The following is a 21,573-nucleotide window of genomic DNA, read 5'->3' on the forward strand; positions in this document are numbered from 1 at the left end:
ACTGCGTTTCCTGCGCAGTTTCTTGCCGCACGATCGCCCGCCCTGTGCCCGGTCAAATCGACTGTAACCGTCACCTCACAAAAATCCGCAGCCGGCTGGTTTGGTCACTATTCTACTGCTGAGCAGAATGCAGTTCGAAGCAAGTGTTGGCGACCTATCCGCGCAAAGGCATGAATGTCCGGCCCTGTCATATCCTTGTTGCAACGCTGTTCCTGTGGTTCAGCCTGAGTGCCAGTTCTTCGGTGTCAGCCCAGACGAGCACTCCGGCCGTGACCGAAATGCGGAATGCGTTTCAACAGTTGAATTACACCGCTGCCAAAAAAGCGGGTGAACAAGCGTTGCAACACTGGCAACGCTTGACGCCGCAGCAGGCCATCGAGGTGCATCAAGTGCTGGGTGTGATTGCCTACAGTGAGGGTGATTTTTTCGAGGCCAAGTCGCAATTCGAACAGGCGCTCTCGCTGGAGCCGGATCTCAAGCTGGATTCGCTGTATGTGTCGCCCAAGATCCACCAGTTTTTGGATCAACTCAAAGCCAATCTGGCCATGGGCAATGGGCACAGCAGTGGCACATTGCGCTATTTGGTGATTCCCGACCTCCGGCCGCAAGCAGCGCTGCGCTCGTTGCTGCTGCCGGGTTTGGGCCAGTTTCACAAGAACCAGAAGTCCAAAGGGCGAGCGTTGATGGCCGGTGCAGGCGCGGGCGTGGTGCTCACCGGCGCCTTGCATCTGCGCCGCGAGAAAGCGCGGGAGAATTATCTTTCCGCCTCGACAATTGCCAAGGCGGAGGCCACTTATCGCCGCTACAACACCCTCAACCGGGCGCGCAATCTCTCGGCTCTGTTGACCAGTGGCCTCTGGCTTTATTCGTTCTTCGACGCATTGACTTCGCCCGCGGCGCAACCGCCGCCGGTGGGCCTGCTGCCGGTGCCCGCAACAGGGAAGGTTGTGGCCGGCTTGAGTTGGCAGGTACGCTTTTGAAGTGAGAAATCTCATTACACTAACTGGGAAAAGTTTTCTCACCGCGTTTGCCGCTCCAACCCGCTGTCTTCGACAACTTCCCCATAACCTGAGACGATTCAAGCGGCTTGCACTCTGCCGCCGAGCTTTGCCGTCACCGGCGTTTTTGGCACCGCCTTTGCGTGAAAAGAGCGCGCGGATATTCAGCACGGCCGGGTGCGGAATCGCCTTCTGCTCACAAATTGTCTGCGGCGATCGTGTATGCCTTTGCCGGGCCGCCAACCGGCAAGTCCTGCACCGCGATGATTCGCATTCACCATCATTCAGGAAGAAGATGAGATAGGAAGAAGGACATGAAGAACCGAAATTGGATCACTGCAGTTGGAATTGTTCTCGCCTGTATGAACCTGCCCGGCCTGGCCGAGCCTGCGTTTCATCCCTTTGACACCAAGACCAAGATCCGGCTGGAGAAACGCGGCATCTGGATCGAATCGGAGATTTCTCCGCAAGCCTTGTTGGTGGCACTGCCGGCGATCGATCAAAACGGCGACGGCCGCTTGGAAGAGGCCGAGCTTTCGCAGGGGCACGATTTGATTCTGGCCTATTACGCCAACCGCGTCGATCTCAAAACCGACTTGCGCGCGCTCAATGCGGACAGCACCTATTTTGCATTTCGTTCGCCCGTCTCTCCCAACGCCGTGCCGGACCGCTTTTTCATTTATCATTGGTACGCCATGCTGCGCCCGCCGCAGGAAGTGCAGATCACGAACCGCCTGTTTGATGATGTGGCGGAGGGTTGCGTGCATCAAGGCTCGCTCATCAATCAAGAAACCGTTTTGAGTTTCAAGTTTCCGGCAGCGGGCAGCGAGACGCGCGCGGCGGGCAATACCGTGCGATTCGAATTTGCCACCGACGGCAAGGTCAGGCTGATCGACACCAGCACCAACATTGCGCAGGCCGGTTACGTGTGGGTGGGGGTCGGACTCGGCGGCTTGTTGCTGCTGCGTCTGGCTTCCGCGGCGCGGGCGCGCTGGGGCCGCTCGGAGAAACTCGAAGTGCAGGAGGAGGAAGAAGAAGAGATGGAGGAAAGTCCGGCTTTTAGTTGAGTTCACGGCTTGCGGTGTGAACCGCGGCCGGTGATCAATGCAGTATAGACTATGGGTGGAATGCGGACAATGGTCGCAAGGATCGGCGCGCCGGCTACGGAAGGCTCCCGCGCAGTTCTGCCGCGCCACAGTAGTGCAGTGCCGACATTCTGATTGCAATATCAAAAGCCCCGAGCATGCCGTTGATGCCCGGGGCTTTTGATTATCTATCTTCGCCGGCGACTCGTCGTGACAAGAATGAAATGCGAATTACAATTCCGTTCACTTTTTCACTTGCTGAAACCGTCTTTGTCTGGCAACCTTTCCATTTCTTGGGAAACCGTTTGACGGCACGAATCTTGCCTGAATAAGTCCTGAGCTGTCGAACTCCGTTTTGGGGCTGTCAGAAGACCTCCCACCTCCCGTTTCGCGTCTCAATTGTCTCACCTCATCAACTTGGACTTTATGCACCGGATCAACAAAAACCGGGGAGCGCACGGCAATATTCATTCTTTCACATTAGTTCATCGAATTCCTTTCAATCATTCCCGTTGTGGGAGAGCTGGGGCATTATGTCAGTTGAAACTGATGCCGAGGGAAGGCGCTTTTATTTTGCCGGCAAACCTGTCAATCATCCACAAAGGCCGATGGCCCATGGCGAAGCCGTCTGCCAATCATCGCGTGTGGCGGGTGTTCCCTCGCACGCCTGGCGTTTGTGTGCCGGCACGGTTGGTCGTGGGAGGCGAGAACAAGACAGGATGCCTGGGGGTCTGTGATGCCGTGGAAGGAAATACTCGAGCTGGTGCTCAGCATAATGAAATCAAAACCGGCGAAACGGCTCTTCAAGAAGTTGACTTCGCGGAGGGCCAGAAAGCGATACGTTGCGATCATCCTTCTTCTGCTCATCGTCCTTCTGTCCATGGAGGTGATCAATGCGGGCATAAGGGTATTTCGAAACCTCCTCAGTGAGACTGGGAAGAGACAAGTTCAGACCCAACAACAAATCGAAAATCTCAACGAGGAGACTGCCCAGCTCGACCGGCAACAGCAGGACGCCTCGATGGCTTTGGACGCGCTGCAGTTGCAGGGAGAGACTCTGCTGAGCAGCCTGGACATTCTGCGTGATGAGCACGCGAAAGAGCTGCACTCTCTGGATTCCAGCGCGAGTGAAATGGTACCGGCAAAGCAGAATCGCGCACCAGAAGTCACCATCGAATCCTTTTCGCCCGAACCGCTTGCCGCGTACTCGGCGTTCGATCGTCCGCTGCAGCAGCGGCACACCGATCTGGTTGACATCATCACGGCAAACAGCGACTCTGCCGGCGATGAACACCACCTCGGGCTCATTCGGCAGGAACTAGCAAAACACAACGCGACCCTGGCGGATTTGTACGCCAGGCACGTTAAGATGACTCCCGGGCTGAAGGGACATGTGAAGATTCGCTTCAGAATAGATGCCAGAGGCTTTTTGATGATGCCGCACCTCATCGAAAACGGCCTGGAACCCAATGCAGCAGCCGCACGCTTCATCGAAGAAATCCAGCAGAAAATGATTTACTGGAGGGATTTCCCTGTGACTGCTGAACATGAGGAGACCTTCTACCTCGCAACTTATCAATTCGGCAGCGAACAGTGAGCATACACCCAGCGGTTCCACTCACCGCGGGGCGACCAGAAACTGGCGCTCGCAGCCGACAGTGCAAGACATCATACTCTTCGCAGGAAGCTGAGCTCTTATGTACCTTGAGGATTACGAGGTCTATTCGCCCACGGGGCAATCGCAAGAGGAAAGCGCACGCGACGCTGCAAGACGGCCGCAAATCGAGCGAGCAAGAACTGCCATGGAACGACCATCCCCAAAGTCTCAGCGCGGCAGGAAGCCGCAGGGCGGGCTGCCCAACCGCGGGTTGCTAAAACTCGGTCTGACGCTTGGCATTTTGATGAGCGCCGGCCTGCTGCTGGCAAATGTCCGCGCCTTGAGAGACACGCTGCAGCAGATTACTGCAATCGAGAACAGTAGCCGGGCCATCGACCGCGAAATCGCAACCCTGCGCGCTACGAACGAAAGGCTGAAGGCGACCATCCAGCGACAGTCTGAAGAGATCGACACGCTGAAGGCAGTGCTTGAATCTGCATTCAAGGCTTTGGATACTTTGACTGTCGCGCGTCGGCTCGACAGGGCTTCGTTGTCGCTCGAAAATGAGGAAGCCAGTGATCCGGCATTGGTTGAGCGCGAATCTCTTGCCGGCAGGCAGTCCCGTCTGTCTTCTGCAGATTTCATGGCGCTGGAGCAAGCCTCGCTGAGGCAGTATCGGTCTCGTGCCGGCATTCCGCCGGCCATCGCAGGATTAAAAGGCCGGCGTGTTGGTGGCCGAGATCCTCAGGCCATCAGAAGTGTGATTCAGCGGCATGATCCGGCTATTACTGATCTTTATCAGAGAGAGCTTCGCAACAACCCGGATCTGCGGGGAAGTCTGACCCTCCGCTTTCGAATCGACGAAAACGGGTATCTGACGAATCCTGAAATTGTAGGCACCACGCTGCGTGCGCCTGGTCTTGAGCAGAAAATCTTGGAAAAGATGCGGCGCTGGCGTGACTTTGGCAAGTCGCTCGATTACACTGGAGAGACAGGGTATCAATTGACGTATGTATTTGGTGATTCGCTGAGCGCCCAGAGCTTTGCGATCTATGCTGTTCATTGAGTCGCGATGGAAATTGATTCATCCCCTTGCCTTGTCCCAGTTCATCATCTGCTTTTCACCCCCGTAAAGCAGATTACCACATTGCTGTCATAGAACCCACCCTTTCTTTGTCTTTCATGCGTGCCAATTCAAGCAGCCGATGAATGACGGCTGGCCTGCTGCGCCGCGAAACCAGGTCCACAATCTGTTTTTGAGCGAGTTGCGCGCAGGAAGAACTCGCCAGCCTCGGAAGCCAACCTTTGCTCTTCTGGCGGGCATATGCTTTGCGTTGTGACTGGGTCGCTATGAACGAAGCGAGTCTCACAATGCGAAGGAGATTGCGATGGCAACAAGACCAACCCGCATTTTCGCAATAATCACTCTGAGCCTGGCCCTGCTGCACGGCATCGGACAAACCCAACCCGGCTATCAATTCGGCCAAAACAAAGTTCAGTATAAAAACTTTAAATGGCAGGTGTTGCGCACCGAACATTTCGATGTGCATTACTATCCCGAGGAAGCCGAAGCTGCGCAAGATGCGGCGCGCATGGCCGAGCGCGGCTATGCTTATCTCAGCGACGTGCTCGACCATCAAATCAAAAGCCGCATTCCGCTGGTGCTGTATGCTTCGCTCAACGATTTTCAGCAAACCAATGTGGTTGATGGTTTGATCGGCGACGGCACGCGCGGCATAACCGAGAGTTTGAAAAACCGCGTGGTGCTGCCCATCACCGGCTCCTATCGCGAGTTCAATCACGTGCTGGTGCACGAGCTGGTGCATGCCTTTCAATTCGATATCATGAAAAGCATCGACAACGGCGGCCTCGGCAGTTTCAATCCGCCGCTGTGGTTTGTGGAAGGCATGGCCGAGTATCTTTCCATCGGCATGGATAACGTGACCCGCATGTGGGTGCGCGATGGGCTGTTCTATGATGATTTGCTCAAAGTCGAACAGCTCAACAACACGTTTGACATTCGCGTTTATCGTCTGGGCGAATCGTTGTGGAATTACATCGGCGAAACGCACGGCAAACAGAAAGTCGGCGCCATTTTCAAAGCAGCCGTTCGGCTAAATGATATCGAGAAGGCTTTCAAAGAACAGGTCGGTCTCGATTTCAAATCGCTGACCCTCACCTGGCACGATTTCGCGCGCAAGCAGGTGATACCGGCGGACAGCACGCTGCCTATGCCCTCGCAAATCGCGCAGCAGCTTACCCAGCGCGAAGGCTATTATCATCGCATGAATCTCGTGCCGGCGGTGAGTCCGGACGGCAGGCAGATTGTTTACGTTGCCAACAAGAATCTCTCGGACGAATTGTACCTGCTGAGCGAAAACGCCGACGGCAGTTTCGCTGATCGCCGTTTGATCAAAGGCGGCCAGAGCCGCGATTTTGAAACGTTGCGCTTTTTCGACACCGCGATCAGTTGGTCGCGCGACGGCGAACGCATTGCTTTAGTTTCCAAATCAAACAAGGACGATGCGATTTATGTGATGAATCCCCACACGGATGAGATCAGCCATCGCCTGGTCTTTGCGGAATTGAACGGCTTGCTCTCGCCGAGTTTTTCGCCGGAGGGCGATCATCTCGTTTTTGTCGGCATTCGCGGCGGCCGGTCGGATTTGTATGTTGTCAATCTCGGCAACGGTAAATTGCAGCGGCTGACGAATGACATCTATGCTGAGAAGCATCCGCAATGGTCACCGGACGGCGTCAGCATTGTGTTTGCAACCGATCGCGGTAGCGACACCCAGGTTGAAAACTTGCTTTTCGGAGAGTATGAATTGGCGCTGTATGTGCCGGCCAGCGGAGAGATCAGTGTGATCACAGATCTGCACGGCAACGCCATCAATCCGCAGTGGTCGCCGGACGGCCGTGAGATCGCGTTCGTGTCCGATCATCAAGGCATTGCCAATGTCTATCGTCTCAATCTAGCGAGTAAAGAGATTGTTCCGGTGACGGCGTTGCGCAACGGCGTGGCCGGCATCACGGAATCGACGCCGGCGATGAGTTGGTCGGCGGATGGCCGCGTTCTGGTGCTTTCCGCGTTCGAGAAAGCCGGTTGGCATTTGTACCGCATGGAAATGCCGGACGCTCCTGCATTGGCCGCGGTGGAACCAAATGCCAAGGGAACCATCGTCAGCGCGGCGCCGGCTGCCCGCGCTGATTCACTCGCGACGATGGTGCAGGCCTCGGAAGCCGCATGGGTGCCGGCGATCGTAGATCCCAATACCTTGTTCATGAATTACGCGCTTGCCGATGCAGATTCCATCGAAAGACGCAGCTACAGCAGCATGCCGAAATTCACCACCGCCGCAATCGGCGCGAGTTTCGGCGGATTTTACGGCACGGTGGGCGGGGCGCAATTTCTCTTCAGCGATGTGATGAATCATCACAACTTGATTCTCGCGGCCAATCTGCGCAGCGATCTCAGCCTGACCGACGTGGGCGTGACCTATTTCAATCAAGCGCGCCGCTTGAATTGGGGCTTTGAGGCGTTTCAGCTCAATGATGCATATGGCGCTTTTTACACGCCGACCGCGGCGGGATTTGTCACACAAACCTATCGCGGCTTCAATGCCTTCACCTTTTTTCCGTTCAGCCGCTTCGCGCGACTGGAGCTGAGCGCAGGCGCAACCTTGGTGGATGCGAATCTGGTCGTCGATCAAATCGATTTCAGTCGCGGCGGGATTCGCCGGGAGGAGTTGGATCTCGGCAATGCGACTTTCGGACAGGTGGGCGCGGCCTATGTTTTTGACAACACGGTTTATGGTCCGCTCGGACCGTTCAATGGCGTACGCAGCCGCTTCGAAGTGCAGCGCACGACGAATGATTTGAAGTTTACGACGTTCGTCGGAGATTATCGTCGCTACTTCAATGTGAAGCAACGCTCGGTGGTTGCCGCACGTCTGCTGGGGGGCGGCAGTTTCGATCGCGATGCGCAGATTTTTCAAATCGGCGGGCCGTACACGTTTCGCGGTGCGGATTACGGCGATTTGGTGGGAACGAAGTTCGTCGCGGCAAATTTGGAATACCGGTTTCCGCTGTTTCCGTTCCTGCCGCCGACGGCGGATTTCTTGAGTGCCGCGACGTTCGCGGATTTTGCCGGCGCCTGGGGTCTCGAGGTGCCGGGCTTGGTGAAGGAAACGTTTCAGCCGTTTTCAACGCAGGGCGGGTTTCATTTGCAGGATTTGCGCGGCGCCCTCGGCGTGGGCGCGCGTCTGAATCTCGGCTATTTCATGTTGAAGTATGAGGTGGCGTGGCCCACGGATTTGCGCGCGATCAGCAAGCCGAGATACATGTTCTCGCTCGGCACGGATTTTTGAGTTTTGCCTTCCTCCTCCTCAGGTGACAGGCCGAGGGATCAGGAATGATCTCTCGGCCTTTGTTTTTATCTCGGAATGTGTAAGCGCTCGCGTATTTTTTCCCGCAGCCAATTCTGCACAAGCCATTCAGGCGAAACACCCTCTTGCGCTGCAATCTGGCGAATCTGTTGGCTCATCCGCTTCTTGAGTGATACGCTTTCAATCGGATAGCCTTGTGCGTCGACGACGAGAACTTGCAGATTCCGCGAGACCGAGAATTTTACTGGTTTGGCATACAAATCAGCGGTGGAGTGTGTGTCAAGCCATTCACCCGCCGCCTTGGAGCTGCCAAAATTGGGCAGGCTTTTACGCTTTGGCATATCGTCTTCTCTCTTTCTTGTCCATGTCGCGAGCACTGATCACAAAAGCATCCAGATTGAGTTTGTAGATGAAAAAGATGCTTAAATACCGTCCGTTCGAAGTCTGGCCGTATGCGCCAAAGAGGTTTTCACCGGCAACGCGGCCTTTTTCCAATCTTCTAAAACTCCCACCGCGTGATAACAAAACTTCACGTATTTCATACTCCTCGACATGATGCTTGCGCCATATTTTTTCGGCGAATTCTTGCGGAATGGCCACACGGTTTATCTGCATGGTATCCCCAAATTTTCAACCCCAATTTAGAATTACCCCACAAGAAAGCAATCAAAATTTGATTGATTATAGTCAAGATGATGTTTAGTTTGTCCGTTAGCTTATAACAGATCAACAGAATCAGATACTGGCAGGCGCGTCATCAGCATACCGAGCGACGTTTGTTTGCGATCCGTGACGGCTTGGCCGTCGCTTTTGTGGTTTTCATTTGTGCGAAACGGCGACGGCTTGGCCATCGCTTGCCGCTGCTCCAAAGACGCGGTGCTCACACACAGAACGAGGGAAAGCCGCGGCCCAGCCGTGGCGGAACACGGCGCCTTCATTCATACTCCAACTCATTGCGCAGCGTGAGCCGCAGGCTTTCTTCGTCAATGTTGATGAAGATCACATTCGGGCGGCAGCACACGGCGCAGTCTTCGACATATTCCTGTTCGAAACCGGCGGAGGGATCGACCAGGGTTTCGTTGATCTCGCTGCAGCGGGCGCAATACCACCTCACGGGATGCAATTGGCCCGGCTTTGCCAGAAGTCCCTCGTCTTCCTCGTGAAAGCCTTCGCATTCGTCGTCATGAGAATTGCTCATATGCCCTCCGGTTTTTTTGTTTTTCATGTTTGATTTGCGTGCCGCCATGAAAACTGCTGCCTCTCTTCTTCCCGGCCTGCTCAGCCTGTTTTGCCTGGCCTGCCCGCAAGCGGGCGATCTGCCGACGGACAGCAACGGCGCGAGCGAGGATATTTTCAACCGTTTCACCACGCAACGCGTGCTCTCCGCGGCCAGCCTGCCTGCGATGACCACTTGCCTCGAGTTCTTCCCCAATTCCGCCGAGTTTCTGGTTTTGGGCAAGGCCGGCGAGGTTTACCATTTCGTGCTCATCGCCGATTCGGCGGCCTTGCTCGGCACGTTTGTGCTGCCGGAGGTGGCGCCGGCACCCGCGGAGATTGGCTTGACCGATGTGGCTTTCGATCCGCAGTTCGCGCTGAATGGCTTCGTCTACTTTTGTTTCAGCACGGGCGACAATCGCTGGAATCGCATCGTGCGCGTGCAATGGTCGAACAACTATCAGGCCACGGCCAATTCCCTGGCCATCATTTTGAACGTCGATCGCCTGGCGCCGGGGCGGGCATGGCACGGGATCTATTCTCTCGCATTCGGCGCCGACGGCTATCTCTACGCGGCGCTGGGCGACGCGACGCAGTCACAATACGCGCAGGATCCCACTTCGTTGCTGGGCAAGCTCATCCGCATTGCGCCGCGGGCCAGCGGCGGCTATGACATTCCCGCTGACAACCCGTATCGTGCCGATCCCAACGTGCGCGATGAGATCGCGGCTCTGGGCCTGCGCAGTCCCCTGCGGCTGTTGGCCTGGCGGGACCGGCTGCTGATTTCCGACGTTGGCTCGAATCAGTTTGAAGAAATCAACTTCTACACCGGCGGCCAGGCGAATTTCGGCTGGCCGGAATGTGAGGGCGTGTGCAGCCAACCGGGATTCCGCAATCCCATCCTCGCCATCAGTCATCGCGATCCAACTTATCAAAATGAAGATCCCGAGACCATCGGCGAATTGCGGCATTCGTTGGCGCTGGGCGTGGTGTACGAGGGCGCGGGTGAAGACCCGTACAATGATTTGCTCGACGGCCGGCTGCTGTTCAACGATGTCTTTCTCGGCTACGTGCGCGCCGTGAAAATCTCGCCCGCGGGCGAGCTTGCGGACAACCGGCACATCTTTCATCTCACCGGCGTGACCAGCATGGCCTTGGGGCCGCAGGGTTGGATCTATGGCGCGGCGCTGTTCGAGCCGCAGATTTTTCGCATTGTGGTGAAGCCCGCCGGCTGAGGCAACCGCAACAAAACCCTGCTTTACCGCCCGCGCACCGCGGCCCAACCTGGGCCTGCTTGTGCCAACTGCCTAAAGCTGTTGGAGTTGCGCCCGGCACCCTCCGAGAAAAATCTTGACTCTTGCGGCCGTTTCTTTTAAATTGGCCGCACTTTATAAAACCCAGATCAGGAAAAATTCGCCTGCAAACCGTATGGGCAGTCTGAATCGACATGTGCTCATCCTCAATCAGAACTATGAGCCGATGAGCGTCATCACCGCAAAGAAGGCGATTGTGCTGATCGTATTGGGCAAGGCGGAGATCATCGAGCGCCATCCGCTGTGGGAAGTGCGGTCGGTGCGGTCGTCGTTGCCGTTTCCCAGCATCGTGCGACTGGTTACCTACATTCACATTCCCCGCAAGCGGGTGATTCTCTCACGCAAGAACATCATCAAGCGCGACAACGGCCGCTGCCAATACTGCGGCACCTCGCAGCGTCCGCTGACCGTGGATCACGTGCTGCCGAAAAACCGCGGCGGCGAGGATTCCTGGGAGAATTTGGTCTGCGCCTGTGTGTATTGCAACAACCGCAAGGGAAATCGCACGCCGGAAGAGGCGCGCATGCCAATGCTGCGCAAACCGCAAAGGCCGAACCAGCTTTACTTCATCCAGCATTTTATCGGCATTGGCGATGAGCGTTGGAAGCCCTACCTCTTCATGAACTAGGGCTTTTTCTTTGCCGTCTCCCTGCCCGCAGCATGCGACGGTTGAGATTTAGTGCAGGCGTCCTCGGCTTGGTTGCTGGGTTTTCGTCAAGTGCGAGGCGCCTTTTATTTTGTCGCCAATTCTACCCATCAACAGGTTGCCGTTTGTAAAGCAGCTTGAAACCATCACACGCGGAACTGTCGAAGCAACTTTCACTAGATGATCAAGAAACGCATCCTCAGCGGCATGCGGCCGACCGGCCGGCTGCACCTCGGCCACTACGTCGGCGCACTCGAAAACTGGGTCGAGCTGCAAACAACCTATCAGAATTTCCACCTGGTCGCCGACTATCACTCGCTCACCACCAGCCTGGATACGGCGCAACTTTACCGCAATACCATCGATATGGTGATCGACTGGCTGGCGGCCGGCATCGACCCGGTGCGCAGTCCGATCTTCCGCCAGTCGCAAATCAAGGAGCATGCCGAGTTGTATTTGATCTTCGGCATGCTGATCACCAAGGAACGCCTGGAACGCAACCCCACGGTGAAGGAACAGGCGCGTGATCTCAATCTCGAGACGCTGATTTACGGCCATCTCGGCTATCCGGTGTTGCAAGCCGCGGATATTTTGCTGTACAAGGGCGAGGCCGTGCCGGTCGGCGAGGATCAGGCGCCGCACGTGGAAATCACCCGCGAGATTGCGCGCAAGTTCAACAGCCAGTACGGCCCGGTATTCCCGGAGCCGGAGGTCAAGCTCACGAAATTCGCGCGCCTGCCGGGATTGGACGGCCAGGCGAAGATGAGCAAATCGCTGGGCAACACCATCGCGCTGTCGGATTCTCCCGAACAGATTCAGGCGCTAATGCGCAAAGCCGTTACCGATCCGCAGAAGATTCGGCGCGGCGATCCCGGCCGGCCTGACATTTGCCTGGTCTTTACTTATCACAACAAGTTCAATGCCGGCGAAGTCAGTGAGATTCGCGCAGGCTGCGAGAGCGGCCGCCTGGGCTGCGTGGAATGCAAGAATCGCTGCGCCGCGCGCATTGCGGAATTTCTCGCGCCGATGCGGGAGAAGCGCAGCTATTACGAGAATCATCTGGGAGAAGTGAAGGACGTTCTTGCCGACGGCGAACGGCGCGCGCAAGGAGAGGCCCGGCAGACCATGGCGGAAGTGCGCCGCGCCATGCAATTGGGGGAGATTGAAAGTGCGCCCTCCGGCGCTCATCCGTGAGATCATTCCGGCCCCCGCGCGGGGCAATTGCAGGCTTATGGCTTATCGCGTCAAGCTCAATACCTTTGAAGGGCCGCTGGATCTGCTGCTCTTCCTGATTCGCAAGGAAGAAGTCGACATCTACGACATTCCGATTGCCGACATCACCCGGCAATATTTGGCCTACGTCGAGATTCTGCAAATGCTCGATCTCGAAGGCGCCGGCGATTTCATTTTGATGGCGGCCACCCTGATCCGCATCAAGGCGCAGATGCTGCTGCCGAAGAATCCCGAAGAAGCCGAGGAAGAGGAAGAAGACCCGCGCCAGGAACTGGTGCGCCGGCTGCTCGAATATCAGCAATTCAAGGATCTGGCCGGGCGCATGGTGGCATTGGAGGTGCGCGAGCGCGATTTCTTTTCGCGCGGCTATTTCGATTATGAGGTGACCAAGGATCAGTCCGACTTTCTCGACAACGCCATCGAAGTCTCGCTCTTCGACTTGATCACGGCCTTCAAGAACGTGCTGCTGCGCGTGCCGCGCGAAACCCCGCACACGATCGAGCAGATTCCGGTGACCATCGAGGATCAGATCGACTATGTGTTGCAGGAACTGGCGGTGCATCACCAGTTGCTCTTCATGAGCCTGCTGGAAAGACTGCCCAGCAAAGTCTACATGATCGTCACCTTCATTGCCTTGCTCGAGATGATACGGCGCGGCTTGGTGACGGCCACGCAATCCTCTCCGTTCGGAGAAATCTGGCTCAAAAGGATTTGATGAATCTCAACGAACTCAAGCCCATCGTGGAAGCCCTGGTGTTCGCTTCGGACTCGCCGGTGTCCGTCGAGCGCCTGCAGGAAACGCTGGAAGATATCGATGCCGCCACCATCGCGGAAGTCATCACGGCTTTGAATCAGGACTACGCCGCCAGCGAGCGCTCTTTCTTCATCCGCCTGGTGGGCGGCGGCTACCACATTTCCACCAAACCGGAATTCAACACCTGGATCAAGAAGCTGTTCTTCGGCCGGCAGAAGTATCGCCTGACGCAAGCGAGCATGGAGACGCTCGCCATCATCGCCTTCAAGCAACCGATCAGCCGGGTGGACATCGCGCAGATTCGCGGCGTCAATTCCGATGCCGTGGTCGGCTCCTTGATGGAGCGCAAGCTCGTCACCATCGTGGGCCGCTCCGAGGGCGTGGGCCGGCCGCTGCTCTACGGCACTACGCCGGAATTCCTGAAATACTTCGGCATCAATGATCTCGCGGAATTGCCCAAGCCGCGCGAAATCGAAGAATTATTCAGCAAGGAAGGCCTGCCTGATGAAGTGGCGCAGTTGCTCGCGGAAACCGACAAGCAATTGAGCCTGCCGATCAGTTTTGAGGGTGAATCAGCGCGCGAGGCCGAGCCTGCCGAGCCGGTGGCCGGCCGCTCCCCGGCTGCCACGGCGGTGTTGCCCACGGCTGCCGACACCAGTGCGCAGGAAAACGAGTCGTTGGAAGATGAAGCCGCTTCCGCCCATCCCACCACAACGAATGTGGTGGAGACGGTGCCGCCGCTCGCCGGCATTGACGATGAAACCGTGGCCCGCAGCGCCGGCGCAGAGCGCAAGGGCGCGGCCGCCTGGGCGGCCTCAGGCGTGACGGCGGTGGCGGTGAGCGAACTGGTGGGAGAACCAGCGCAGGCAGAGCCGCGCGATCTGATCGATACCTTGCCCGATCTCGTCATTCCCGGAACCACCGAGTCGGAAGAAGGCGTCGGCTTCTACGGCCTGTTTGCCGATGCGCCGGAGATTTCCGCCCGGACAGATGAACCGGCACCCAAGCCCGATTTCGACAACGCGGCCGAGGCGGAAGAATTGGAAGCGCTCGTGCATCTGACCGAACAGGAACCGGCAACCCTGCTGCCGGAATTGTCCAAACCGGCGGCCGAACCCGAAGTGGGAACCGACACCACGGAGTTGGCCGCGATGGAATTCAACATTCGCGAGCCGGATTTTACGGCCGCGGATCCGCTCAGCCAGGCCGCGGATACGCTGCCGGCGCGCTTCGCCAGTGAGCAGGATTTGGGCACCACCCGTGAATTCGCATTGCTCGACGGCAGCCTGATCGACAAAGAAAGCGTTGCGGAGGAACCGCCGGCGCCGGCGTGGAACGAGGATCTGCAAAGCACCGGCGAAATCATGCTGGCGGCCATTGCCGGCATGGACCAAGAGCCGGAAGCGGAACGCACGGCGCCGGCCGGCGACTTCAGTCTGCTTGCCTTTGCGGCCGGTGAAGAGCAGGAATCGCCTGCGGCAGAGCCGGCCGCCGAGATTGACGGCTGGCTGGGTGATGAATCCTTGAGCGAGACCAAGCCGGCAGAGTTGGACCTTCTTGCCGACGATTCGACTTCGCCATTGCGCGCGCCGGAAGAGGAGGCGCCCGAGCACGGCATGCCGGATGAGGCAACCAGCCGCGCCGAGCTTGAGTTTTTGCAGTCGCAACTGCTGCCGCCCGAGGCGGAAAACGAGGACGCTGCGTCGCGGCCGGCGTTGCCCAATACCCTCTTTGAGGAAATTTTCGGTGATGACATGGCGGCGGTGAGCAATGCGTCGCCTGAGCCGCCGCCTGCTGCTCCCCCTGCGAGTTTTGCCGGGGAGGAGGCAAGTGAAGAAATCCCGCCGCCTGACCGCGGCGCGGCGAGTGCCGCCGCGCCCATGATGGACGCCGTTGAGCCGCAAACCGAACCCGAGCGCAGCGCGCCGGCAAGCGCTGCGCAAGAAGAACAACCAGCGGCTGCGGCGCCCTCTTTTTTCGTGCCAGCCCCGGCGAAGATCGGGGCAGACGCAGCGCTCGCGATACCGGCAGCGAATGATTCCGACCGCGGCTTCATTCGAATTTGGCGCAAAGCCGTGGATTGGCTCAAGACCACCTTGTCCCGCTTCGGCTGGCGGATGAGGGAAGAAGGGTAGGCGGGAGCGACTCGACCGATGTCTTGCCGTCGTCGTGTTGTGGTGAATTGATGCGCACCTCAAATCCTGAGCATGAAACTTTCCGCCGCTTCTGAATCGCCCGGCCTCATTCGCCTGAATCGCTATTTGGCGCAGACCGGGTTGTGTTCACGCCGCGAAGCTGACCGTTGGATTGCGGCGGGATTCGTCAAGGTCAACGGCAAGACCGTGACCGAGCTTGGCCGCCAGGTGGATGCCAGCCGCGACGTGGTACAGGCGCGCGGTGAAACCTTGCGCCCCAGCCTGGCGCTGACGTACATCATGCTCAACAAACCGGTTGGCTATCTCACCACCGCGAGCGACGAGCAGGGCCGGCTGACGGTTTTTCATCTCGTCAAGACGCCGGTGCGCGTGTTTCCGGTGGGGCGGCTGGATCGTGACAGCGAAGGCCTGTTGCTGCTGACCAACGACGGCGATCTGTCCTACCGTCTCACGCATCCGCGCTTCAAAGTGCCGAAAGTCTATCGCGTCGCTTTGAGGGAGGAGCTGCCGGAACGCGCCGCCAAAATGCTGGCGCGTGGCGTGCGCATCGATGATTCGCGGCGGCCGGTGGCCGGTGAGTTGCGCTTTCCGAGTCCGCACGACCGGCGCTGGTGTGAGATCACCATCCAGGAAGGTCGCAATCGCCAGGTGCGGAAGATGTTTGCGGCGGTCGGCTGTAGCGTGCAGCGGTTGCAGCGCATTCAAATCGGCCCATTGCGGCTGGGCAATCTGCGGGTGGGGGCTTGGCGGTATCTTGAATCCAAGGAAGTGCGGCTGTTGAACCAGGCGATGGGTGTGAGCGATGGAAATTCACAATAAGACAGTTTTGATACTCGGCGGTTGGGGGCTGGTGGGGATGGCGGTCTGCCGCCAGGCGCTGAGCGAACACCCGAAAGAGCTGATCGTGGCCTCGCTGTCCGAAGCCGAGGCGCGCGATGCGGTCATGCAACTCAGCCAGGAGTATGAGGGACCCTGCCGGATCACGGCAGTGTGGGGCAACATTTTCGTGCGCGACGCATTGCAGGGCAAGTCCCGCCAGGAAATTTTGCAGGACGCAGCCCTGCGCGCGATGCTGATTGAAGACGTGTTGGGCGAGTTGAACGAGGCAATTCTCGAGCGTTCCTTGTTGTTTCAGATTATTCATCAGTACCGGCCCAACATCGTTGTCGATTGCGTGAACTCGGCCACCGCGGTGGCCTATCAGGATGTGTTTGCGAGCTATTACCGCATCAGCGGCCATCTGCAGGAAGTGAAAACGCAGCAGGCGTATTCCGTGCCCTTCGTCGCCGAAGTCGAGAAACTGCTGTGCACGCTCTACGTGCCGCAGGTGATTCGGCACGTGCAGATTCTGTATGAGGCCATGCGCCGCGCCCGCACGGAAGTCTACGTCAAAGTCGGCACCAGCGGCACCGGCGGCATGGGCTTGAACATTCCCTACACCCATTCGGAAGAGAAGCCTTCGCGCGTGCTGCTGAGCAAATCTTCGATTGCGGGCGCGCACACCATGCTGCTCTTTCTCATGGCGCGCACGCCCGATGCGCCGATCACCAAGGAGATCAAGCCCACCGCGGCAATCGCATGGAAGCGCATCGCCTACGGTCCGGTGCTGCGCCAGGGCAAGCCGATTCCGCTGTATGATTGCCCGCCGCAGGCGGCGGTGGCACTCAGCGACAAACTGCTGCTGAAGGAAGAGACCGCCGGCGGCAGCGCCTGGCAGGCGCTCGGCGGCGAAGTGCTCAAATCGGTTTTCGTGGACACCGGCGAGAACGGCATTTTCTCATTGGGTGAATTCACTGCGATCTCCGACTCCGGGCAAATGGAATTCGTCACGCCCGAGGAAATTGCGCGCAACATTCTCTATGAAGTGAAGGGCGGCAACACCGGCCATGACATCATCAATGCGCTCGACAATTCGGTGATGGGGCCGACGTATCGCGCCGGCGTCATGCGCGCCTCGGTGCTGCAGCAGATGAAGGAATTGGCGGCCGCGCATGAGGCCGACAGCGTGGCGTTTGAGCTGCTCGGCCCGCCGCGCCTTTCCAAGCTGCTCTTTGAAGCGCATCTGCTCAAGCTCGCGTACCAGACGCTGGCGGGCGTGCGCGCGCAGAATCCGGAGGAAATGGCCACACGATTGGAAGCCGAGATCATGCGCAATTCCCGCCTGCGCGCCGAGATCATTTCCATCGGCATTCCGATTTTGCTGACCGACGGCCGGCACCTGCTGCGCGGACCGGACATCAAGATTCCGCCGTTTCGCGGCCACAACGTGCTCGATCTCACGCCCGCCCATCTCGAACAGTGGGCGCACGACGGCTGGGTGGATCTGCGCGTGGCCAACATGCGCCGGTGGCAGGCCCGGGTGGAAAAACTCGAGGAAGAGATGCAAGCCATTCCGGAGCATGAAACCAGTTCACGTTACTTCCGCAACCGCCGCTACTGGCTGGAAGATGGCGGCATCGACATCGGCAAGCTGGTGGGATGGATTTTCTCCACGGAGGAAAAAGGCGCACGCATGAAGGAATGATCGCCGCCCGCACAGCAGTTACTCCCGGCTCAGAACCAGGGACGCCGTTTCTGCCATTTGGGATTCGTGACAGGGAAGTTTTGGATTGATTGAAACAGGTAGCGCGAACCATGATCGAAACCACGTCGCAGGAGCAAGCAACACCTCCCGCTCACGCGCAAACCAGTGAACGGCGCCCGATCATCGCGATCGATGGGCCGGCCGGCTCGGGCAAGAGCACCACGGCCCGGCTGCTGGCGCGGCGCTTGGGCTTCACCTATTTGGATACCGGCGCGTTCTATCGCGCCTTGACTTTGAAAATTCTGGAAGCGCAGATCCCGCCCGACCATCAGGCCGCCGTGGTGACGGAGGCCCAACGCACGCACATCGCGATCAAGAGTGATCCGGACGGCGATCGCGTGTATCTCGACGGCCGGGACGTGACCACGCGCATTCGCGACCCGCACGTCACCAATGCCATCGCGCCCATTTCGGGCAACCCCGGCGTGCGCGAAGTGATGGTGAAGCGGCAGCGCGAAATCGGCCGCAAGGGCGGGGTAGTGATGGAAGGCCGCGACATCGGCACCGTCGTTTTTCCGGAGGCCGATCTCAAAGTCTTCATGAACGCCTCGCTGGACGAGCGCACGCGCCGGCGCCAGCGCGAGTTGGAGGCCAAAGGGCTGCACAAGGATTTTCAGACGTTGCGGCGTGAGATCGAAATCCGCGACGAAAAAGATTCCCGGCGGGCGGTGGCACCGTTGCGGCCGGCCGAAGATGCCATCATCCTTGACACGACCAACTTGACGCTGGAGCAGCAAGTCGATTTTATCATCGCGGCGCTGCAGCGCAAGCTGGCGTAGCTGGCAGTGAACGGCCGGCGCTGATTCCTGCCGGCGCAGGAGAACCTTCAACCTTAAACTTCACCACCGGATGGCGGTGGCGAACAGGTCGCAGCGCAATCGAAACGTGAAGCGGTTGATCTTCCGATTCTCCCAGTTTTTGGTGCGGGTCTATCTCACCGCGCTCTTTCGCATTGAAGTGCGGGGCCAGGCGAACATTCCGCGGCGCGGCCGCATTCTGATCGCGGCGAACCACATTTCGGGTTACGATCCGCCGCTGGTCGGCTGCTTGATTCCGCGCGTGGTCTATTTCATGGCCAAGAAGGAATTGTTTCGCATCCCGCTGTTGGGGCCGTTGATTCGCTTTTTCAACGCCATCCCCACCGACCGCACCGGCGCCAGCCTGCCAACCGTGCGGCGGGTGGAGACGCTGTTGGCAGCGGAGCAAGCGGTGCTGGTTTTTCCCGAAGGCACGCGCGTGCGCTCCGGCCGGCTGGGCACGCCCAAGGCCGGGGTGGGCATGCTGGCGGTGCGCAATCACACCGACATCGTGCCGGTGTACCTCGACGGTTTATACCGGAAGCGCGGCTTCCGCTTGCGGCGGCCGCGGGTGCAGGTGGTGTTCGGTGAGCCCTTGCGGGTGGCGGCTTTTCTCGGCAACGGCGCGGCCGACAAGGAGATCTATCTCGCCGTGGCGGCCGCGGTGAATGCCCGCATCGCAGAACTGGCGGCGCCGCACAACGAGTAGCGCGGTGGGGACTCAGGCGCATGCCCATGCGAGCCGGCCCAGGTGCCGGCCGGAAACGATAGACAGTTTACCTGCGCTGGTGAGACACGCCAGAGCAGATCCCTCATTCCCCAAAGGAGGTTCATTGTTGACATGTTCACACTCACAGTAATTCACTGGAGCGTGGAAGGCAAACCCGAAGGCGCGCCGCAAAGCAGTGCGGCCGCTGACGACGCCACGCTCACCGCTGCTCACAAAACTGCGTCGCTGGCAAATGGTACAGGCATGACCTACGATCCCACCACCAAAGTCATCGCGAAGAAAGACTTGAAAGAGACGGTCGAGTATTCCGAAGAAGAATTGAAAAATTTCGAGCGCCTTTACGAAGACACGCTGTCGGAATTCGTCGAAGGCCAGCTCGTCACCGGCAAAATCCTCGCCATCAACAACCGCGAGGTCGCCGTCGACATCGGCTTCAAAAGCGAGGGCGTCATTCCGATCGAAGAGTTTCAGGACCCGCGGAGCTTGAAAATCGGCGATGATATCGAAGTTTTCCTTGACAATGTCGAAGATCAGGACGGCCAACTGGTGCTTTCCAAGAAGAAGGCCGATTTCATGCGGGTGTGGGAGCGGGTGCTGGCGGCGCACGACAAGGGCGAAATCCTGCAGGGCCGATGCACGCGCCGCATCAAGGGTGGCATCGTGGTCGATCTGATGGGCATCGACGCGTTCCTGCCCGGCTCGCAGATCGATCTGAAGCCGATCCGCGATTTTGACGCCTACATCGGGCAGATCATGGACTTTCGCGTGGTGAAGGTCAATGAGCTGCGCAAGAACATCGTGGTCTCCCATCGCGTGCTGGTGGAAGAAGCCATGTCCGAGCAGCGCGCCCGCATCCTCGAGAATCTCGCCAAGGGCCAGGTGCTGGAAGGCACGGTGAAGAACATCACCGACTTCGGCGTGTTCATCGATCTCGGCGGCGTCGACGGCCTGTTGCACATCAACGACCTGTCCTGGGGCCGCGTCAGCCATCCCTCTGAAATCGTCTCGCTGGATCAGAAAATCAGAGTGCAGGTGCTGGACTTCAACGAACCCAAAGACCGCATCTCGCTCGGCCTCAAGCAACTGCAGCCACATCCCTGGGTCGACGTCGACAAGAAGTATCCCGTCGGCTCCGTCATTCGCGGCAAGGTGGTCAGCATCTCCGACTATGGCGCGTTCGTGGAGCTCGAGCGCGGCGTCGAGGGCTTGATTCACATCTCCGAGATGAGCTGGACGCAGCACATCCGCCATCCCAGCAAGATCGTCTCGGTCGGCGAAATGGTCGATGCCAAAGTCCTCAACGTCGATTTGGAGGAACGCAAGATCTCGCTCGGCCTCAAGCAACTCGAGCCCGATCCCTGGGATGACATCGAACAGAAGTATCCCGTGGGCTCGCATCAGCGCGGTGTGGTGCGCAATCTCACCAACTTCGGCGCCTTCGTGGAATTGGAAGAAGGTATCGACGGTTTGGTGCACATTTCCGATCTCTCGTGGACCAAGAAGATCCGCCACCCCGGTGAAGTCGTGAAGAAGGGCGATGAAGTCGATGTGGTGGTCTTGAATGTGGACAAGGGCAACCGCCGCATTTCGTTGGGCTACAAACAGACCAAAGAGAACCCGTGGGACGTGTTCGAGAAGGATTACGGTGTGCACACCAAGACCGCGGGCAAGATCGTGCGCATGATCGACAAGGGCGTGATTGTGGAGCTGCCGGCGGAAGTCGACGGCTTCGTGCCGCTGTCGCATCTCGCCAAGCCCAACCTGACCAAGCCCGCGGACGGCTATGCCGTCGGTGATACGCTCGAGCTGGTGGTGATCGAATTCAACAAGGACAACAAGAAGATCATCCTCTCCGAGCGCCTGACCAAGGAACAGTCGGATACCGAAGGCGGCAGGCGCAAGGGCAAGCGCGGCCGCAAGCCGGAAGGCCAGGAGGCGCCGGCCGAGGCCGCACCGGCCGAAGTCGTACCCGAGGAGGAGAAGGCGGCGTTCGACGCCGAGTTCACCTCGGGCGGGGCTGCTGCGCCGGCGCAGCCGAATCCGCCGTCCAGCAATTGATTCTCGCGTCATTCAAACC

18 protein-coding genes are annotated in these 21,573 nt (G+C 58.5%); 15 read left to right on the forward strand and 3 right to left on the reverse strand.

Features of this window, described 5'->3' with window-relative positions:
* The first annotated feature begins 278 nt into the window (after nt 1–278).
* The 5 genes from L6R21_00585 to L6R21_00605 all read left to right on the forward strand — a co-directional run bounded on the left by L6R21_00585 (nt 279) and on the right by L6R21_00605 (nt 8,050).
* Nucleotides 279–980 carry a tetratricopeptide repeat protein gene (locus L6R21_00585; GenBank protein ID MCK6557670.1) on the forward strand — a complete coding sequence of 234 codons (702 nt, stop codon included), beginning with the start codon at nt 279–281 and terminating at the stop codon, nt 978–980.
* 332 nt (nt 981–1,312) lie between these two features.
* Nucleotides 1,313–2,065: a hypothetical protein gene (locus tag L6R21_00590; protein ID MCK6557671.1), complete on the forward strand. Its 753-nt coding sequence runs from the start codon at nt 1,313–1,315 to the stop codon at nt 2,063–2,065.
* A 754-nt stretch (nt 2,066–2,819) separates the two neighbouring features.
* Nucleotides 2,820–3,680: a hypothetical protein gene (locus L6R21_00595; protein MCK6557672.1), complete on the forward strand. Its 861-nt coding sequence runs from the start codon at nt 2,820–2,822 to the stop codon at nt 3,678–3,680.
* 205 nt (nt 3,681–3,885) lie between these two features.
* Complete coding sequence (locus L6R21_00600) at nt 3,886–4,746, forward strand: AgmX/PglI C-terminal domain-containing protein (GenBank protein MCK6557673.1); 861 nt, start codon at nt 3,886–3,888, stop codon at nt 4,744–4,746.
* Between the two features lie 322 nt (nt 4,747–5,068).
* Nucleotides 5,069–8,050, forward strand: coding sequence for a hypothetical protein (locus L6R21_00605; protein MCK6557674.1), 2,982 nt, complete (start codon nt 5,069–5,071; stop codon nt 8,048–8,050).
* A gap of 65 nt (nt 8,051–8,115) precedes the next feature.
* Here the strand turns inward: L6R21_00605 and L6R21_00610 are convergent, their stop codons facing one another.
* From L6R21_00610 to L6R21_00620, 3 genes are all read right to left on the reverse strand, one after another.
* Nucleotides 8,116–8,409 (reverse strand): BrnA antitoxin family protein, encoded by a 294-nt coding sequence (locus L6R21_00610; protein ID MCK6557675.1) that lies wholly within the window; start codon nt 8,407–8,409, stop codon nt 8,116–8,118.
* Nucleotides 8,396–8,668: a BrnT family toxin gene (locus L6R21_00615; protein ID MCK6557676.1), complete on the reverse strand. Its 273-nt coding sequence runs from the start codon at nt 8,666–8,668 to the stop codon at nt 8,396–8,398. The genes L6R21_00610 and L6R21_00615 overlap by 14 nt, the downstream gene beginning before the upstream one ends.
* A gap of 334 nt (nt 8,669–9,002) precedes the next feature.
* Nucleotides 9,003–9,191 (reverse strand): CPXCG motif-containing cysteine-rich protein, encoded by a 189-nt coding sequence (locus L6R21_00620; protein MCK6557677.1) that lies wholly within the window; start codon nt 9,189–9,191, stop codon nt 9,003–9,005.
* A gap of 121 nt (nt 9,192–9,312) precedes the next feature.
* Here L6R21_00620 and L6R21_00625 point away from each other — a divergent pair, with 121 nt between their 5' ends.
* The 10 genes from L6R21_00625 (at nt 9,313) to rpsA (ending at nt 21,554) form a co-directional block, all read left to right on the forward strand.
* The gene (locus tag L6R21_00625) at nt 9,313–10,518 is read left to right on the forward strand and encodes a PQQ-dependent sugar dehydrogenase (protein ID MCK6557678.1); all 1,206 of its coding nucleotides are present in this window, start codon (nt 9,313–9,315) and stop codon (nt 10,516–10,518) included.
* A 193-nt stretch (nt 10,519–10,711) separates the two neighbouring features.
* On the forward strand, nt 10,712–11,224 hold the full coding sequence (locus L6R21_00630) for an HNH endonuclease (GenBank protein ID MCK6557679.1): 513 nt from the start codon (nt 10,712–10,714) through the stop codon (nt 11,222–11,224).
* A gap of 198 nt (nt 11,225–11,422) precedes the next feature.
* Nucleotides 11,423–12,436 carry a tryptophan--tRNA ligase gene (trpS, locus tag L6R21_00635; GenBank protein MCK6557680.1) on the forward strand — a complete coding sequence of 338 codons (1,014 nt, stop codon included), beginning with the start codon at nt 11,423–11,425 and terminating at the stop codon, nt 12,434–12,436.
* A 37-nt stretch (nt 12,437–12,473) separates the two neighbouring features.
* Nucleotides 12,474–13,190: a segregation/condensation protein A gene (locus L6R21_00640; protein MCK6557681.1), complete on the forward strand. Its 717-nt coding sequence runs from the start codon at nt 12,474–12,476 to the stop codon at nt 13,188–13,190.
* Nucleotides 13,190–15,364 (forward strand): SMC-Scp complex subunit ScpB, encoded by a 2,175-nt coding sequence (gene scpB / locus L6R21_00645; GenBank protein ID MCK6557682.1) that lies wholly within the window; start codon nt 13,190–13,192, stop codon nt 15,362–15,364. Before L6R21_00640 ends, scpB begins: the two co-directional genes overlap by 1 nt.
* Nucleotides 15,365–15,436: 72 nt before the next feature.
* The gene (locus L6R21_00650; protein MCK6557683.1) at nt 15,437–16,204 is read left to right on the forward strand and encodes an rRNA pseudouridine synthase; all 768 of its coding nucleotides are present in this window, start codon (nt 15,437–15,439) and stop codon (nt 16,202–16,204) included.
* Nucleotides 16,188–17,909: a short-chain dehydrogenase gene (locus tag L6R21_00655; GenBank protein MCK6557684.1), complete on the forward strand. Its 1,722-nt coding sequence runs from the start codon at nt 16,188–16,190 to the stop codon at nt 17,907–17,909. Before L6R21_00650 ends, L6R21_00655 begins: the two co-directional genes overlap by 17 nt.
* Before the next feature lie 110 nt (nt 17,910–18,019).
* Complete coding sequence (gene cmk / locus L6R21_00660; GenBank protein ID MCK6557685.1) at nt 18,020–18,748, forward strand: (d)CMP kinase; 729 nt, start codon at nt 18,020–18,022, stop codon at nt 18,746–18,748.
* A gap of 106 nt (nt 18,749–18,854) precedes the next feature.
* The gene (locus tag L6R21_00665; protein MCK6557686.1) at nt 18,855–19,475 is read left to right on the forward strand and encodes a 1-acyl-sn-glycerol-3-phosphate acyltransferase; all 621 of its coding nucleotides are present in this window, start codon (nt 18,855–18,857) and stop codon (nt 19,473–19,475) included.
* A gap of 132 nt (nt 19,476–19,607) precedes the next feature.
* Nucleotides 19,608–21,554, forward strand: a complete 1,947-nt coding sequence (rpsA, locus tag L6R21_00670; protein ID MCK6557687.1) for a 30S ribosomal protein S1 — start codon at nt 19,608–19,610, stop codon at nt 21,552–21,554.
* Nucleotides 21,555–21,573 lie beyond the last annotated feature (19 nt).

The organism is bacterium (assembly GCA_023150945.1).
Taxonomy (GTDB): Bacteria; Zhuqueibacterota; Zhuqueibacteria; order Zhuqueibacterales; family Zhuqueibacteraceae; genus Coneutiohabitans.